15 protein-coding genes are annotated in these 13,999 nt (G+C 67.5%); 7 read left to right on the top strand and 8 right to left on the bottom strand.

Going from position 1 to position 13,999, the window contains the following annotated elements; all coding sequences use genetic code 11:
- Positions 1-198: 198 nt before the first annotated feature.
- The gene (locus AC6CHL_RS10225; protein ID WP_038689165.1) at positions 199-438 is read right to left on the bottom strand and encodes a hypothetical protein; all 240 of its coding nucleotides are present in this window, start codon (positions 436-438) and stop codon (positions 199-201) included.
- Between the two features lie 162 nt (positions 439-600).
- On the opposite strand from AC6CHL_RS10225, the gene parE reads away from it, so the two are divergent.
- The 3 genes from parE to AC6CHL_RS10210 all read left to right on the top strand — a co-directional run bounded on the left by parE (position 601) and on the right by AC6CHL_RS10210 (position 3,679).
- The gene (gene parE, locus AC6CHL_RS10220) at positions 601-2,490 is read left to right on the top strand and encodes a DNA topoisomerase IV subunit B (protein WP_038689167.1); all 1,890 of its coding nucleotides are present in this window, start codon (positions 601-603) and stop codon (positions 2,488-2,490) included.
- Positions 2,491-2,656: 166 nt separating this feature from the next.
- Positions 2,657-3,115: an acetyltransferase gene (locus AC6CHL_RS10215; RefSeq protein ID WP_498294293.1), complete on the top strand. Its 459-nt coding sequence runs from the start codon at positions 2,657-2,659 to the stop codon at positions 3,113-3,115.
- A 12-nt stretch (positions 3,116-3,127) separates the two neighbouring features.
- The gene (locus AC6CHL_RS10210) at positions 3,128-3,679 is read left to right on the top strand and encodes a GNAT family N-acetyltransferase (protein ID WP_141058661.1); all 552 of its coding nucleotides are present in this window, start codon (positions 3,128-3,130) and stop codon (positions 3,677-3,679) included.
- Positions 3,680-4,409: 730 nt separating this feature from the next.
- On the opposite strand, the gene AC6CHL_RS10205 is transcribed toward AC6CHL_RS10210, so the two are convergent.
- Together AC6CHL_RS10205 and AC6CHL_RS10200 are read right to left on the bottom strand one after the other, a co-directional pair.
- Positions 4,410-5,531: an inorganic phosphate transporter gene (locus tag AC6CHL_RS10205; protein WP_038689173.1), complete on the bottom strand. Its 1,122-nt coding sequence runs from the start codon at positions 5,529-5,531 to the stop codon at positions 4,410-4,412.
- Between the two features lie 13 nt (positions 5,532-5,544).
- On the bottom strand, positions 5,545-6,171 hold the full coding sequence (locus AC6CHL_RS10200) for a DUF47 domain-containing protein (protein ID WP_038689176.1): 627 nt from the start codon (positions 6,169-6,171) through the stop codon (positions 5,545-5,547).
- A 282-nt stretch (positions 6,172-6,453) separates the two neighbouring features.
- On the opposite strand from AC6CHL_RS10200, the gene AC6CHL_RS10195 reads away from it, so the two are divergent.
- Both AC6CHL_RS10195 and AC6CHL_RS10190 read left to right on the top strand, forming a co-directional pair.
- Positions 6,454-7,764 (top strand): hemolysin family protein, encoded by a 1,311-nt coding sequence (locus tag AC6CHL_RS10195; RefSeq protein WP_137189122.1) that lies wholly within the window; start codon positions 6,454-6,456, stop codon positions 7,762-7,764.
- Complete coding sequence (locus AC6CHL_RS10190; RefSeq protein ID WP_447592904.1) at positions 7,748-8,404, top strand: exopolysaccharide biosynthesis protein; 657 nt, start codon at positions 7,748-7,750, stop codon at positions 8,402-8,404. The genes AC6CHL_RS10195 and AC6CHL_RS10190 overlap by 17 nt, the downstream gene beginning before the upstream one ends.
- A gap of 161 nt (positions 8,405-8,565) precedes the next feature.
- On the opposite strand, the gene AC6CHL_RS10185 is transcribed toward AC6CHL_RS10190, so the two are convergent.
- The 4 genes from AC6CHL_RS10185 to AC6CHL_RS10170 form a co-directional block, all read right to left on the bottom strand.
- The gene (locus AC6CHL_RS10185) at positions 8,566-9,075 is read right to left on the bottom strand and encodes a pyridoxamine 5'-phosphate oxidase family protein (protein WP_128096695.1); all 510 of its coding nucleotides are present in this window, start codon (positions 9,073-9,075) and stop codon (positions 8,566-8,568) included.
- A gap of 104 nt (positions 9,076-9,179) precedes the next feature.
- Entirely contained in the window at positions 9,180-10,166 is a 987-nt protein-coding gene (locus AC6CHL_RS10180; RefSeq protein WP_448133388.1) for an LLM class flavin-dependent oxidoreductase, read from the bottom strand.
- Positions 10,167-10,318: 152 nt separating this feature from the next.
- Positions 10,319-11,074, bottom strand: a complete 756-nt coding sequence (locus AC6CHL_RS10175) for a sulfurtransferase (protein ID WP_038689185.1) — start codon at positions 11,072-11,074, stop codon at positions 10,319-10,321.
- A 54-nt stretch (positions 11,075-11,128) separates the two neighbouring features.
- Positions 11,129-11,494, bottom strand: a complete 366-nt coding sequence (locus AC6CHL_RS10170) for a DUF6164 family protein (protein WP_038689187.1) — start codon at positions 11,492-11,494, stop codon at positions 11,129-11,131.
- A gap of 64 nt (positions 11,495-11,558) precedes the next feature.
- Here AC6CHL_RS10170 and AC6CHL_RS10165 point away from each other — a divergent pair, with 64 nt between their 5' ends.
- Together AC6CHL_RS10165 and AC6CHL_RS10160 are read left to right on the top strand one after the other, a co-directional pair.
- Complete coding sequence (locus AC6CHL_RS10165; RefSeq protein WP_498294292.1) at positions 11,559-11,999, top strand: FKBP-type peptidyl-prolyl cis-trans isomerase; 441 nt, start codon at positions 11,559-11,561, stop codon at positions 11,997-11,999.
- A 9-nt stretch (positions 12,000-12,008) separates the two neighbouring features.
- Positions 12,009-13,256 carry a TIGR03862 family flavoprotein gene (locus tag AC6CHL_RS10160; protein WP_498294291.1) on the top strand — a complete coding sequence of 416 codons (1,248 nt, stop codon included), beginning with the start codon at positions 12,009-12,011 and terminating at the stop codon, positions 13,254-13,256.
- Between the two features lie 213 nt (positions 13,257-13,469).
- Here the strand turns inward: AC6CHL_RS10160 and AC6CHL_RS10155 are convergent, their stop codons facing one another.
- Complete coding sequence (locus tag AC6CHL_RS10155) at positions 13,470-13,967, bottom strand: GNAT family N-acetyltransferase (protein WP_498294290.1); 498 nt, start codon at positions 13,965-13,967, stop codon at positions 13,470-13,472.
- Positions 13,968-13,999 lie beyond the last annotated feature (32 nt).

Below are 13,999 nucleotides of genomic sequence, written 5' to 3'. Positions count from 1 at the left end.
TTGGGACCGTCACCTCCTGCCTACCCTGCTGGCGATCGCGCACGATCAGGCCAGTCCATTCGCTGATGGATGACACGCACTGCTCCCGGAAAGCGCTAGTTTACAGATTGGAGGCCGCAAGCCCAAGCACTGGATTGCGGTCCCCACAAAAAAAGGCGCCCCGGCAAGGCCGGGGCGCCCATGGCAGCAGAAGAAGGCTCAGCGCTTCTTTTTGGCCTCTTCCTCTTCTTCCTTCTGCGGGGCCTGCGCGCCCTTGGCCTTCATGTCGGCCGTGGCCTGGGCCCGGCGCTTGGCCTTGGCGTCCGCCTCGGACTGCGCCTTGTCGGCCTGCTCGCCCTGCTGCGGCGTGGGCTGGCCCTGTCCGGCGTTCTGGGCCATGGCCAGCGGCACGGCCACGACGGCGGCGGCAATGGCAACGATGGTCAGCAACTTCTTCATGGGTCACTCCTCGCGGTATCGGCTTGGGATGGGGTCGCCGGGGTACGGTTTCCACCACGCACAGTGTATCCAACCCTGGTCGGCCGCCCCCTGAACGTGCGGCGTGCAAAAAAACCGTCCAGACCGCAAACTTCGCCGTCGCTTTGCGCTATATGAAAACAGATGAACGCCCGTTATAACGCCGCCGATATTGAAGTCCTGTCCGGCCTGGACCCGGTCAAGCGCCGCCCCGGCATGTACACCGACACCGCCCGCCCGAACCATCTGGCGCAGGAAGTCATCGACAATGCCGTCGATGAGGCCCTGGCCGGGCATGCCCGTACGGTCGAGGTCACCCTGTACAAGGACGGCAGCTGCGAGGTCAGCGATGACGGCCGCGGCATGCCGGTGGACATCCACCCCGAGGAGAAGATCCCCGGCGTCGAGCTGATCCTGACCCGCCTGCACGCGGGCGGCAAGTTCAACAACAAGAACTACACCTTCTCCGGCGGCCTTCACGGCGTGGGCGTGAGCGTGGTCAATGCGCTGTCGACCCTGGTCGAGGTGCACATCAAGCGCGAGGGCAGCGAACACCGCATCACCTTCCGCAATGGCGACCGCGCCAGCCCGCTGGAAGTGGTGGGCAGTGTCGGCAAGAAGAACACCGGTACCCGCGTGCGCTTCTGGGCCGACCCGAAGTACTTCGATACGCCCAAGTACAACCTGCGCGCCCTGCGCCACCTGCTGCGCGCCAAGGCGGTGCTGTGCCCCGGCCTGACCGTGAAGCTGCGCGACGAAGCCACCGACGAGCAGGACACCTGGTACTACGAAGATGGCCTGAGCGATTACCTCAAGGCCGAGCTGGGCGAGCGCGAGATGCTGCCGGCCGACCTGTTCGTGGGCCACCTGAAGAAAGAAAACGAGATCGTGGACTGGGCCCTGGCCTGGATTCCGGAAGGCGAGCTGGTCCAGGAAAGCTACGTCAACCTGATTCCAACCGCCCAGCACGGCACCCATGCCAATGGCCTGCGCACCGGCCTGACCGAGGCGCTGCGCGAGTTCTGCGACTTCCGCAACCTGCTGCCGCGCGGGGTCAAGCTGGCCCCGGAAGACGTGTGGGACCGGGTGTCGTTCGTGCTGTCGCTGAAGATGACCGACCCGCAGTTCAGCGGCCAGACCAAGGAGCGCCTGTCCTCGCGCCAGGCCGCCGGGTTCGTCGAGGGTGCCGCACATGATGCCTTCAGCCTGCTGTTGAATCAGAACGTGGACATGGGCGAGAAGATCGCCCAGCTGGCCATCGAGCGCGCCAGCGCGCGCCTGAAGACCGAAAAGCTGGTGACCCGCAAGAAGGTCACCCAGGGCCCTGCCCTGCCCGGCAAGCTGGCCGACTGCATCAGCCAGGACCTGTCGCGCACCGAGCTGTTCCTGGTGGAAGGCGACTCGGCCGGCGGCAGTGCCAAGCAGGCGCGCGACAAGGACTTCCAGGCCATCATGCCGCTGCGCGGCAAGATCCTGAACACCTGGGAAGTGTCCTCGGGCAGCGTGCTGGCCTCGGAGGAAGTGCACAACCTGGCCATCGCGATCGGCTGCGACCCGGGCAAAGACGACATCAGCGGGCTGCGCTACGGCAAGGTGGTGATCCTGGCCGACGCCGACTCGGACGGCCTTCACATCGCCACGCTGCTGACCGCCCTGTTCCTGAAGCATTTCCCGGCGCTGGTCGATGCCGGCCACGTGTTCGTGGCGATGCCGCCGCTGTTCCGTATCGACGTGGGCAAGCAGGTGTTCTACGCGCTGGATGAAGAAGAGAAGCGCACCATGCTGGACAAGATCGAGCGCGAGAAGATCAAGGGCACGGTCAGCGTGACCCGCTTCAAGGGCCTGGGCGAGATGAATCCGCCGCAGCTGCGCGAGTCGACCATCCACCCCGATACGCGCCGCCTGGTGCAGCTGACCATCGACGATGGCGAACAGACCCATTCGCTGATGGACATGCTGCTGGCCAAGAAGCGCGCGGGCGACCGCAAGCAGTGGCTGGAGAACAAGGGCGACCTGGCCTCGCTGGAAGTCTGATCGCAGCGCCAGCCGCCGCCCAATGAAAAAGCCCGCCTACCGGCGGGCTTTTTTTTGTTCTTCTGCCGTCCGTGTGACGGGCCGGTAATGCACCCTGAACCTCTCCAGGCGCGGTCGTGTGCGGGAAACGGCGATAATCGAACACGGTTCACCGCCAGACCTTCAGATGACCGCTATCCGCCCCGCCCTGCCAGCCGACTACGACGCCATCACCGACGTGTGGGAGGCATCGGTACGGGCCACCCACGACTTCCTGCCCGAGCACGCCATCCAGACGCTGCGACCGCTGATCCGCGAGGTGTATCTGGCCGCGGTGGACCTGTGGGTGTATTGCGATGCGCAAGGCGCGATCGACGGCTTCGTCGGGGTCGCCGAAGGCCGCATCGAAATGTTGTTCATCCACCCGCAGCGGCGCGGCGGCGGCATCGGCAAACACCTGCTGCGACATGCCATCGAGACGCTCGGTGCCACCGCACTGGACGTCAACGAACAGAACCCGCAGGCGGTCGGCTTCTACCAGCACCTTGGCTTCGTCGTCACCGGGCGCTCGCCGCTGGATGGCCAGGATCAACCGTATCCATTGCTGCACATGGCGCTGCCCGGCGCGGCCGGCCCCTCTTCCTGATCGAGTGTTCCCATGTATTTCGACCCGACCCTGCAGCTCCACAGCGCGCGCCTGGTACTGAGCCCGATCCGCGCCAGCGACGGCGCCGCCCTGTTCGCCATCCAGTCCGATCCGGCGGTGATGCGCTACTGGAACCACCCCGCCTGGACCGACATCAAGCAGGCCTACGCGCAGATCCTGGACGACCTGACCGCGATGCGGGCCGGCACCCAGCTCAAGTTGGGCATCCGCGAGCACGCCGATGCGCCGCTGCTCGGCATCTGCGTGGTGTTTGCGATCGATGCCGATTCACGCCGCGCCGAGATCGGCTACCACCTGGCGCCCGAGGCGCAGGGCAAGGGCTACATGCGCGAAGCGCTGCAGTGTTTCATCGACCACCTGCTGGACGACCGTGGCCTGCGCCGGCTGGAGGCCGAGATCGACCCGCGCAACGTGCCATCGGCGCGGGTGCTGGAACGGATCGGCTTCCAGCGCGAAGGCCTGCTGCGCGAGCGCTGGTGCGTGGGCGGGGAGCTGTCCGACTCGGCGTTGTATGGCTTGCTGGCGGGGGACCGCAGCGCCTGAGCAGTGTGTCGGGGGCGGACACCGGTTGGGGGGCGATGCGTCCTGCTGCGATGGATCCCGGTCGGGGCGCGCCGACGCGTCCTGCGGCAATATGGACCCCGGTAGGGTCGCGCCCCGGCCGACTGCCGATAACGGCGCAACGTTCGATGGTGGCGTGACATTCAAACGACATCCCGCCTTTCACCGTACGCGGATGCCGATCATTTCCATGCCGATATCGCGGCGGCGGGGGTTCACGGCAGTCGGCTGGGGCGCGACCCTACCGAAGCGCGTGCCGGACCAACGCGTCGCATGGGCCAACACCGATAGGGTCGTGCCGATGCGTCCCGCAGCAATGGGCACCCAAGGTAGGGTCGCGCCCCGGCCGACTGCCGATAACGGCGCAACGTTCGATGGTGGCATGACCCTCGAACAACATCCCGTCCGTCACCGCGCGCGGATGCCGATCATTTCCATGCCGACATCGCGGCGGCGGGAGTTCACGGCAGTCGGCTGGGGCGCGACCCTACCGGCGTCCCGGCGTTCGGCGTGACGGCATCCAGCATCCCGGTGTCCTGCATTCGGCGCCCCGGCGTGCGGGAACGCGGGCCGAGGGCCCGCGTCCTGCCGCGGCGTCGCCGGGATCTGTCGGGCATGTCTGTCTGATGCGTTGCTTGCGCCCACAAAAAACCCGCCTTTCGGCGGGTTTTTTGTGGCAGCCGGGCAGAGCCCGGCTCTACAGTGCGCAGGCTTATGCCCAGCCGAACAGTTCGAACAGGCGCAGGATCAGGTATGCGCAGCCGCCTGCCGCCGGGATCGTGAGGATCCAGGCCCAGACGATGCGCTCGATCACGCCGAAGCGCAGCGAACGCGGGTTCTTGGCGTAACCCACGCCCATGATCGCGGTGGAGATGCTGTGCGTGGTCGAGACCGGCATGCCGAAATGCGCCGCCAGGGTCAGGATCGTGGCCGAGCTGGTTTCTGCGGCGAAGCCGTGGATCGGATGCAGCTTGACCATCTTGTGACCCAGGGTCTTGATGATCTTCCAGCCACCCGACGCCGTACCGGCCGCCATCACCACCGCGCAGGTCAACACGATCCACATGGCGATGCCGTCACCGGCACTGGCCTGCGGGTGCATGAAGGCCAGCCACGACGGCAGGTCGTTCAGTGCACCGGTCGCCTCGGCGCCGATCAGGGTCATGGCGATGATGCCCATGGTCTTCTGCGCGTCGTTGTGGCCGTGGGCGAAGCCCATGTAGGCCGCCGACACGATCTGTGCCTTGCCGAAGAACGCATTGACGATGCGCGGACGCGCCAGGCGCCCGAGCCAGCCACCGGCCTTGGCCATGCCGGCGATGATCGCCCACAGCAGCAGCATCACCACGATGCCCAGCAGGAAGCCGGCCACCGGCGAGGTGATCATCGGCAGGAACACCTTCCACAGCAGGCCCTTGTTCTGGGCCCAGGTGCCGATCCGCTCGGACCAGATCAACGCATCCCAGTTGTTGTGGGCCGCGGCCAGGCCGGCGCCGCACAGGCCGCCGATCAGGGCGTGCGAGGACGACGAAGGCAGGCCCTTCCACCAGGTGATCAGGTTCCAGATGATGCCGCCCAGCAGCGCGCACAGGATCACCTGCGGGGTCACATCGACCACGTTGGTGTTGAGCAGGCCCGAAGCGATGGTCAGCGCCACGGCGGTGCCGGTCAGGGCGCCGATGAGGTTCATGAAAGCCGCGAGCATCACCGCCCAACCGGGCGAGAGCACTTTGGTCGCCACCACGGTGGCGATGGAGTTGGCGGTGTCGTGGAAGCCGTTGATGAACTCGAAGACGAGCGCGGCCAGGATCACCACCAGGACAAGGGTCAGCATGCTGTGGCGTCCGTCAGCTGTTCTTCAGCACGATCTGGTACGCCACCACACCGGCCTCGCGGCAACGGTCGATGGCTTTTTCCAGGATCTCGAAGAACTCCTTGAGCAGGAACATCTGCAGGTTGTCCAGGCGGCCGGAGTAGATGTCGCGGTACAGCTCGAGCATCAGGCGGTCGGCTTCGTTCTCCAGCGAGCGCAGCTTCTCGTTGAGCGCGGTCATCCGGTCCAGATTCATGTGGCGCAGGTCGTTGACCATCTCCACCACCACGCTGGCGGCCTGTTCGAGCATCGCCGCGCGCGGCGCGAAATCGATGTGCTCCAGGTGGGCGGTGGCCAGCGAGTAGCGGTCGGCGAACTTCTCGACCTGCTTGGGGATCTTGTACAGGGCCGAACCCAGCGCTTCGATGTCCTCGCGCTCGATCGGGGTCATGAAGCTGTCCACCAGCGCCTGGCTGATCTTGTCCGAGGCGGCACGTTCGCGCAGGCGGGCCAGCTTGAAGGCGTCCAGCGCCGGCTGGCGGTCCGAATCGCGCAGCATGGCGTGCAGCGCCTTGGCGCTGTCCTGGGCGGCCTGGGCAGCCTCGTCCAGCAGGGTGTAGAACTGTTTGCCGGAGCCGAAAATGGTCTGCAGAGAGAACATTGAGAAACCTATTCGCCGTCGAGGAAGGACGGCACCGGGCGGAATTATGACGGTTTGATGTCCACTCCGGGTACTCCCCCCTGTCTTCACGCCGCAAAGGGGCTGCCTGAACGACTCTGTTTGCTTCCCTGCCCCGGCCTTTTGTTAAGATGCGCGGGCGCCTTCGGGCGCACTCTATGGACGACGACCCTTACCCCCCGCCGCACCGCCGCGCTCACGCGCCCTACGGTAGCCGCCATCGCTTGAACACGCCCTCCCTGCCACCAACCGGGGACGACGCCCGTGTTTGAACTGATTATTGTCCTGGCCCTGATCCTGCTCAACGGCTTCTTCGCCATGTCCGAGATGTCGGTCATGACCTCGCGCAAGAGCCGCCTGAAGCAGATGGCCGGCACCAGCAAGCGCGCCGCACGCGCGCTGGAACTGTCTGAAAAGCCCGAAAGCTTCCTGTCCACGGTGCAGATCGGGATCACCCTGATCGGCATCCTGACCGGTGTGTTCGGCGGCGAGGCGATCGGCCTGGCCATCGCCGAGTGGCTGCACGGGGTGTTCCCCGCCTTTGCCTATGCCAGTGAAGTGGGCAAGGCACTGGCCGTGGCCCTGATCACCTTCCTGACGCTGATCTTCGGCGAACTGGTGCCCAAGCGGCTGGCGATCACCCGCTCGGAGGACATCGCCGGGCTGGTCGCCTGGCCGATGGGCTGGCTGTCCCGGATCGCCTTCCCGGCGGTGTGGCTGCTCTCGCACAGCACCCGGCTGGTGCTGCGCGTGCTGGGCCTGGGCAAGGACGAGGCCGCATCGGTGACCGAAGAGGAGATCCGCATGCTGGTGGCCGAGAGCCACGAGGCCGGGGTCATCGACGCGCACGAGCGCGACATGATGAACCGGGTGATGCGCCTGGGCGACCGGACCGCCGACAGCCTGATGACCCCGCGCAACCGGATCGCCTGGCTGGACACCGTGGCCGACCCGGAGAAGAACATCGCCACGATGCGCGAAAACGAGTTCTCCCGATACCCGGTGTACCGCGACAACGACCAGGACATCGTGGGCGTGCTGGAAGTGAAGAGCCTGGTGACGCGCCTGGTGCGCGATGACCATTCGCTGTTCCAGCAGTTGCGCGAGCCGCTGTATGTGTCCGAATCCACCCATGCGATGAAGCTGCTGGAGATCTTCCGCGAGGAACAGCAGTCGATGGCGCTGGTGGTGGACGAGTACGGCGAGATCCAGGGCCTGGTGACCATCAGCGACCTGATGGGCGCGGTGGTCGGCCGCCTGCAGTCGGTGGAGAACGTGGACGAGGACGCCCTGGTGGTGACCCGTGAGGACGGCTCCTACCTGGTCGACGGCTCGCTGTCGATCGAAGACCTGCGCGAACTGATGGGCAATGCCGAACTGCCCGACGCCGAGGACGGCGACTACTACACGCTGGCCGGCATGTGCATCCACTTCTTCGGGCGCATTCCGCATGCGGGCGAGTATTTCGACTGGGCCGGCTGGCGCATCGAGATCGTCGACCTGGACGGTGCGCGGGTGGACAAGCTGCTGCTGCGCACGCTGTCCGAAGAAGAGACCGATGAACTCACCGGCTGATCCAACTCCGCCGGACGAGGGGCGCCCGGCGTACCGCAACGAAGGCATCCGCACGTTGCTGGCGATGTTCGACCACGGCGACCCGGAGGAGCGGCTGCTGCTGGGCAAGATCCTGCAGGACCTGCAGCAGAGCGCGTTCGGCGTGTTCCTGTTCGTGGCGATCCTGCCGGCCTTCATCCCGATTCCTGGGGTGGGCGGCGCGGTGAGTGGCCCGCTGATTCTGCTGATCGGCGGGCAGATGCTGTTCGGCCTGCGCCGGCCGTGGCTGCCGAAGTTCATTGCCAACCGCGGCCCGAAGCGCGGCACGATGCACCGGTTCCTGGCCCGAATCGACGGCCCCCTGCGGCGGCTGGACAAGCTGCTGAAGCCGCGCCTGCCCACGCTGCTGGTGCCACTACCGGCGCACGCGCTCACCGGCCTGCTGCTGATCCTGGTGGCGGTGCTGCTGTCGCTGCCGATCCCGTTCACCAACTACCTGTTCGGCTTCCAGCTGCTGTTGTTCGCGCTGGCGCTGCTGGAACGCGACGGCATGCTGATGTTGTTGAACTGGATCGGCGCGCTGGCTGCCGTGCTGTTCTTCGGCTTCAGCTCCGGCCAGTTGGTGAGCTACACGGTGGAACAGGTCCAGCGCTGGTTCTGAGACGCACCGACCAACGGTCGGCGCCTACCGAAGCGACACCACGCCCCCACCCGGACGGTAGAGCCGACCGTTGGTCGGCTTCCCACCGACAAGGGTAGAGCCGACCGTTGGTCGGCTTCCCGGAAATCGCCCCAAAACCTGCCCCAAAAACCGCCCAACCATCACGCCCCAGGCTTGAGATCCACCGTACCGGTATCCGACAACGCGCCCGGGTCGTCCGTAACGGCCGACAACACGAAATACAGCGCGCTACCCAGCAGACCGCCCGGGCCGTCCCAATACTCGGCCGATTCGGCGCTGACGTGGATCAGGCGCAGGTTAGGGTCGTCCTTGCCGCCGGGGAAGAACAGCTTCATCGCCGGCGACCACAGTTCCTCGATCTTCGCGCGGTCATCGACGATGCGCGCGGTGCCGGCGACCGACACATAGGTGTTGCCCGAGGGCGAGGAATAGGACACGTTGACGCGCGGGTTGAGCGCGATCTCGGCCACCTTGGGGCTGTCGGCTTCGGTGGCGAACCAGAGGTCGCCATCGAACTCGACTTCCTGCGTGCCGAGCGGACGGCTGTAGAGCCGGCCGTCGACACCGACGGTAGTGAACATGGCGATGTCGACATCGCGGATCATGCCCGCCAGTTGTTTGATGTGCTGTTGGCGGTCGTGTTCTGCCATGGACGTAGCTCCTGAAACGGGAGCCCCCATCACAGCCGATCGGCAGCCACGGCAGCGTGAACCATGCGGTCACGCCGCCTTCGCGCGCATTCGCAACGGTGTTCTTACGCGTTGGCCTTCCACGCCTGCATCGCCAGCCCGAACGAGCGCTTGCGCGCGGCATGGTCGAAGATGTTGGCCGTGAGCAGCAGTTCATCGGGCTTGTGGCGCGCAGCGAACGCCGCCATGCCCTCGCCCACCTGGCGCACGTCGCCGACCACCGCGCAGGCCAGCGCGTTCTGCACGCCCAGCTTTTCATGCGGCTGCCAGAAGGCTTCGATGTCGTCGATCGGCGGCGGAATCAGCCCCGGCTTGCCGCGCCGCAGGTTGACGAAGCTCTGCTGCTGGGTCGTGAACAGACGCTTGGCCTCGGCCTCGGACTCGGCCGCCACCACGTTGATGCCCAGCACCGCGTACGGGGCCTCCAGGTACTGCGACCGGCGGAACTCGCGGCGGTACACCGCCAGCGCCTCGTCCATCGCATCGGGCGCGAAGTGCGACGCGAACGCGAACGGCAGGCCCATCGCGGCGGCCAGGCGCGCGCTGAACAGGCTGGAGCCAAGCAGCCACACCGGCACCGGGATGCCCGCACCGGGCACGGCGCGCACGGCCTGGCCGGTCTGTGCCGGTTCGAAGTAATGCAGCAGTTCGCGCACGTCCTGGGGGAACTGGTCGGCGCTGTCGAAGTAGCGGCGCAGGGCGCGCGCGGTGGGCTGGTCGGTGCCGGGCGCGCGGCCCAGGCCCAGATCGATGCGATCGGGGTAGAGCGAGGCCAGCGTGCCGAACTGCTCGGCCACCTGCAGCGGCGAATGGTTGGGCAGCATGATGCCGCCGGCGCCCACGCGGATGCGCCGGGTGCCGCCGGCCACGTGGCCGATCAGCACGGCCGTGGCGGCGCTGGCGATGCCCGGCATGTTGTGGTGCTCGGCCAGCCAGTAACGGTGGTAGCCCCAGCCTTCGGCGTGCTGGGCCAGGTCCAGCATGTTGGCGAAGGCCTGGGTGGTGTCACTGCCCTCACACACGGGGGCCAGATCAAGAATCGACAATTGCATGGACGCGTTCCCTCCAGAAGTCATCCCACCCAGATGGGGCTGGCCACCGCCCGCCGCCAGTGCCGGTGGCGGGATGCTGATTCCTGCGGTTCGGCTTCGTGAGGGTGCCGCGTAGCTGCCGGTCGTGCCGCGCCCTGCCCGGCCGCCAGCGCTCAGGCGGCTTCGGTACCGGGTTGATCGACCAGCGGCTGCAAGTCCGCGTCCAGCGCCACGCGCTCGTCGAACACGAAGCACCGGCCCTCGTAGCCTTCGCCGCCGACGGCCTCGAAGTACCCCAGGATGCCGCCGTCCAGCTGCAGCACGTTGTCCATGCCGTCGTTGCGCATCCACAACGCGGCCTTTTCACAGCGGATGCCGCCGGTGCAGAAGCTGACCACGGTGCTGTCGCGCAGCGCCTCGCGGTGCGGCGCGAGTGCATCGGGCAGGTCGGTGAACTTGGTGATCGGCAGCACCAGCGCGTCCTGGAAGGTGCCGTACTCGATTTCCTGGGTGTTGCGGGTGTCCAGCATCACCACCGGCTTGCCGGCATCGTCATGGCCCTGGCGCAGCCAGCGCTGCACCGTGGCCGGGTCCACCGACGGGGCGCGCGGGTAGGCCAGCGGCTGCCCGTCGTCGATGCGGAAGCTGATGATCTCCGGCTTGACCTTGGCCTTGAGCCGCGCGAATGGCTGCATCTGGCTGTAGCTGGTTTTCACCCGCAACCCGGCAAAGCGCGGGTCGGCATGCAGGGCAGCGTAGAAATCGGCAATGCCGGTGTCGGTGCCGGCCAGGAACAGGTTGATGCCCTCGCCCGCCACCAGAATGGTGCCGCGCAGGCCGCCCGCAGTGGCGCGCTCCAGCAGCGTGGCGCACAGCGCGTCGGGGTCGGCGATGGGGGTGAAATGGTAGGCGGCGGTATTGGCGATCATCGGCTCATTATAAATGCCGACCGCCCCGCTGCCGGGGCCGTGGCCGCCGGCGGTTCAGCCGCGCAGCAGCACGAACGGCAGGAACACCAGCGCCGCCGCGGCAACCATGCCCAGCAGCACGGCGACCACGAACAGCGGCCGGCGCTGCAGCAGGCTGCCGAAGGTTTCGGCGGTGCCATCGCGCAGCGCCGCCTCGCGCTCGGCCCGCACGCGTACCCCGCGGGCCTCCTGGTAGGGCGCCATCACCGCCTTCGCCCGCGGCAGGTCCTCGTTGTCACGGATCCAGATCCCGCCCCAGGAGATCCCCCACGGGCTGGGTTCGGTGCGGTAATGGGCGATGCCCGCCTGGTCCAGCAGGGCGATCACGTCCTGGATTTCATCGTCCGCGACATTGCGCAGGTTGAGCAGCAGTTTCGACATGCGCCCATGATAGCGCCCGGCGATGCGCTACCCTTGCGTCCCGTTTTTGCGATCCGGAGCCGCCATGCGCCCCCTGCCCTCCTATCTGCTTGCCCCCCTGATGCTGCTGGGCCTCGCCGGCTGCACCCCGCCCGGCCCGCCCCCGGGCGGCACGATCGCGCAGTTCGAGAAGATCGATACCCAGCCGGGCACCGGCGCCGAGGCCACGCCCGGCAGCAAAGTGACCGTGCATTACACCGGCTGGATCTACGACGAGCGCACCGCCGACAAGCACGGTGACAAGTTCGACAGCTCGGTTGACCGTGGCGAGCCTTTCAGCTTTGACCTCGGCAAGGGCCAGGTCATCAAGGGCTGGGACGAAGGCTTCGCCGGCATGAAGGTGGGCGGCAAGCGCACCCTGATGATTCCGGCCGAATACGGCTACGGCGACCGGGGGGCCGGCCCGATCCGGCCCGGTTCGTCGCTGGTGTTCGATGTCGAGCTGCTCGACGTCACCCCGCGCTGATTGGCCTGCATGACCCTTTCCAGCACTGCCCCACGACGTGTGGCGATCATCGGCGGTGGCCCGGCCGGGCTGATGGCGGCCGAGACCGTGCGCGCCGCCGGCCACCAGGTTGATGTGTATGAGGCCAAAGGCTCGCCCGGGCGCAAGTTCCTGATCGCCGGTAAGGGCGGGCTGAACCTGACCCACTCCGATGCGCACGGTGTATTCGTGGCGCGCTACCGCGAGCGGGCCAGCGAGGTGGGCGCATGGCTGGCCGATTTCGACGGCCCGGCACTGCGCGACTGGGCGTTGGGTTTCGGTGTGGAAACCTACGTCGGCAGTTCCGGCCGGGTGTTCCCGGTGGACCGCAAGGCCGCCCCGTTGCTGCGTGGCTGGGTGCGCCGCCTGAAGGAACAGGGCGTGCGCCTGCATGTGCAGCATCGCTGGACCGGCTGGGCAGACGACGGTGCCCTGCGCTTTGAAACGCCCGAGGGCGAGGTCACGGTGCAGGCCGATGCCGTGGTTCTGGCGATGGGCGGTGGCAGCTGGCCACAGCTTGGCTCGGATGCGGCATGGGTGGCACCGCTGGCCGCGCGCGGCATTGATATGGCGCCGCTGCAATCGGCCAACTGCGGCTTTGACGTCGACTGGACCGCGTACTTCCGCGATCGCCAGGCTGGTGCTCCGTTGAAGCCGCTGGTGGCCCATTGGATCGCGCTGAACGGTCAACCACGCACGCTGCAGGGCGAATGCGTGATCAGCGCCGACGGCATCGAAGGCAGCCTGATCTATGCGATGGCCGCCGACCTGCGCGACACCCTCGCCCGCGACGGCGCGGTGACGCTGCATCTGGACCTGCTGCCCGGCCAGACCGAGGCGCAGCTGCTGGACAAGCTGCAGCGCCCTCGCCAGGGCCGCAGCTTCGGTGAGCACCTGCGCCGCCAGCTGGGCCTGGGCGGGGTCAAGTCGGCGCTGCTGTTTGAAGTGCTGGGCAAGGACGCCGGCCAATTGCCCGCCGACCGCATCGCCGCTGCATTGAAGCGCCTGCCGCTGTCGCTGCTGCGCCCGCGCCCGATGGCCGAGGTGATCAGCACCGCCGGCGGCGTCCGTCTGGAGGCGCTGGACGCGCAGCTGATGCTGCGGCAGATGCCGGGCACGTTCTGCGCCGGCGAGATGCTGGACTGGGAAGCGCCCACCGGCGGCTACCTGCTGACCGCCTGCTTTGCCAGCGGTCTGCGTGCCGGGCGCGGCGTGATCGAGTACCTGCAGATCCAGTAAACGGGCCGCGTTGAAACGCCGATAACGGGCCGCGTTGAAACGGTAGTGCCGGCCGCTGGCCGGCTCCACGCACGCCTCGAAGCACTGCGGATACCACCGGCCGCTGGCCGGCTCCACGCAGATCCATGGGCACCACGAGGAGCCGGCCAGCGGCCGGCACTACCTTGCGCACCGGGCACCGCGGGGAGCCGGCCAGCGGCCGGCACTACCGGGTCAGGGGTGTTGCATGCGCACCGAGGCGAGTGCGACGCCGCTGGGGTGCGGGTAGGTTTCCTCGCGCAGCGCCCGGAAACCGCAGCGCTGGTAGAACGGGACCGCATTGAGCGAGGCCGACAGAACCAGCGGCCTGTCCGGATCGGCCAAGGCCTGCAGGGCCTGCATCAAGGCCTGGCCGATGCCACGCCCGCCACAGTCGGGGTCGACGAACAGCGCATCGATTTCATTGCCTGCCGTGTCGAGGATGCCGTACCCCAGCAGCTGCCCGGTCCCGTCCTCGGCCACCACGCAGCCGCCCTTCGCGATCAGCGCAGCGTACTGCGCCGGCGGCGGCGAGGCCGCCCACGGCGCGATCACCTCGGGCGGGTACGCCGTGCTGCACAGTTCACGCACGCAGCGGGTGCGCAGCACCCACAGCCGCTCGGCCTCCTCGGCCGTCCCCACCCGTAGCGCCGGGCTCTGCCCGGCAGCCCCGCCATCGCCGGCCGTCCCCATCCGTAGCGCCGGGCTCTGCCCGGCAGCCCCAC

The sequence above is a fragment of the Stenotrophomonas sp. GQ19 genome (assembly GCF_059758695.1).
Note: the sequence above shows the minus strand (reverse complement) of the source record. Positions and strands in the feature narration are given on the sequence as shown.

Coding starts and splice junctions, on each gene's coding strand:
- AC6CHL_RS10225 (WP_038689165.1), bottom strand. CDS start 438: ATGAAGAAGTTGCTGACCATCGTTGCCATTGCCGCCGCCGTCGTGGCC.
- parE (WP_038689167.1), top strand. CDS start 601: ATGAACGCCCGTTATAACGCCGCCGATATTGAAGTCCTGTCCGGCCTG.
- AC6CHL_RS10215 (WP_498294293.1), top strand. CDS start 2,657: ATGACCGCTATCCGCCCCGCCCTGCCAGCCGACTACGACGCCATCACC.
- AC6CHL_RS10210 (WP_141058661.1), top strand. CDS start 3,128: ATGTATTTCGACCCGACCCTGCAGCTCCACAGCGCGCGCCTGGTACTG.
- AC6CHL_RS10205 (WP_038689173.1), bottom strand. CDS start 5,531: ATGCTGACCCTTGTCCTGGTGGTGATCCTGGCCGCGCTCGTCTTCGAG.
- AC6CHL_RS10200 (WP_038689176.1), bottom strand. CDS start 6,171: ATGTTCTCTCTGCAGACCATTTTCGGCTCCGGCAAACAGTTCTACACC.
- AC6CHL_RS10190 (WP_447592904.1), top strand. CDS start 7,748: ATGAACTCACCGGCTGATCCAACTCCGCCGGACGAGGGGCGCCCGGCG.
- AC6CHL_RS10185 (WP_128096695.1), bottom strand. CDS start 9,075: ATGGCAGAACACGACCGCCAACAGCACATCAAACAACTGGCGGGCATG.
- AC6CHL_RS10180 (WP_448133388.1), bottom strand. CDS start 10,166: ATGCAATTGTCGATTCTTGATCTGGCCCCCGTGTGTGAGGGCAGTGAC.
- AC6CHL_RS10175 (WP_038689185.1), bottom strand. CDS start 11,074: ATGATCGCCAATACCGCCGCCTACCATTTCACCCCCATCGCCGACCCC.
- AC6CHL_RS10170 (WP_038689187.1), bottom strand. CDS start 11,494: ATGTCGAAACTGCTGCTCAACCTGCGCAATGTCGCGGACGATGAAATC.
- AC6CHL_RS10165 (WP_498294292.1), top strand. CDS start 11,559: ATGCGCCCCCTGCCCTCCTATCTGCTTGCCCCCCTGATGCTGCTGGGC.
- AC6CHL_RS10160 (WP_498294291.1), top strand. CDS start 12,009: ATGACCCTTTCCAGCACTGCCCCACGACGTGTGGCGATCATCGGCGGT.
- AC6CHL_RS10155 (WP_498294290.1), bottom strand. CDS start 13,967: ATGGGGACGGCCGGCGATGGCGGGGCTGCCGGGCAGAGCCCGGCGCTA.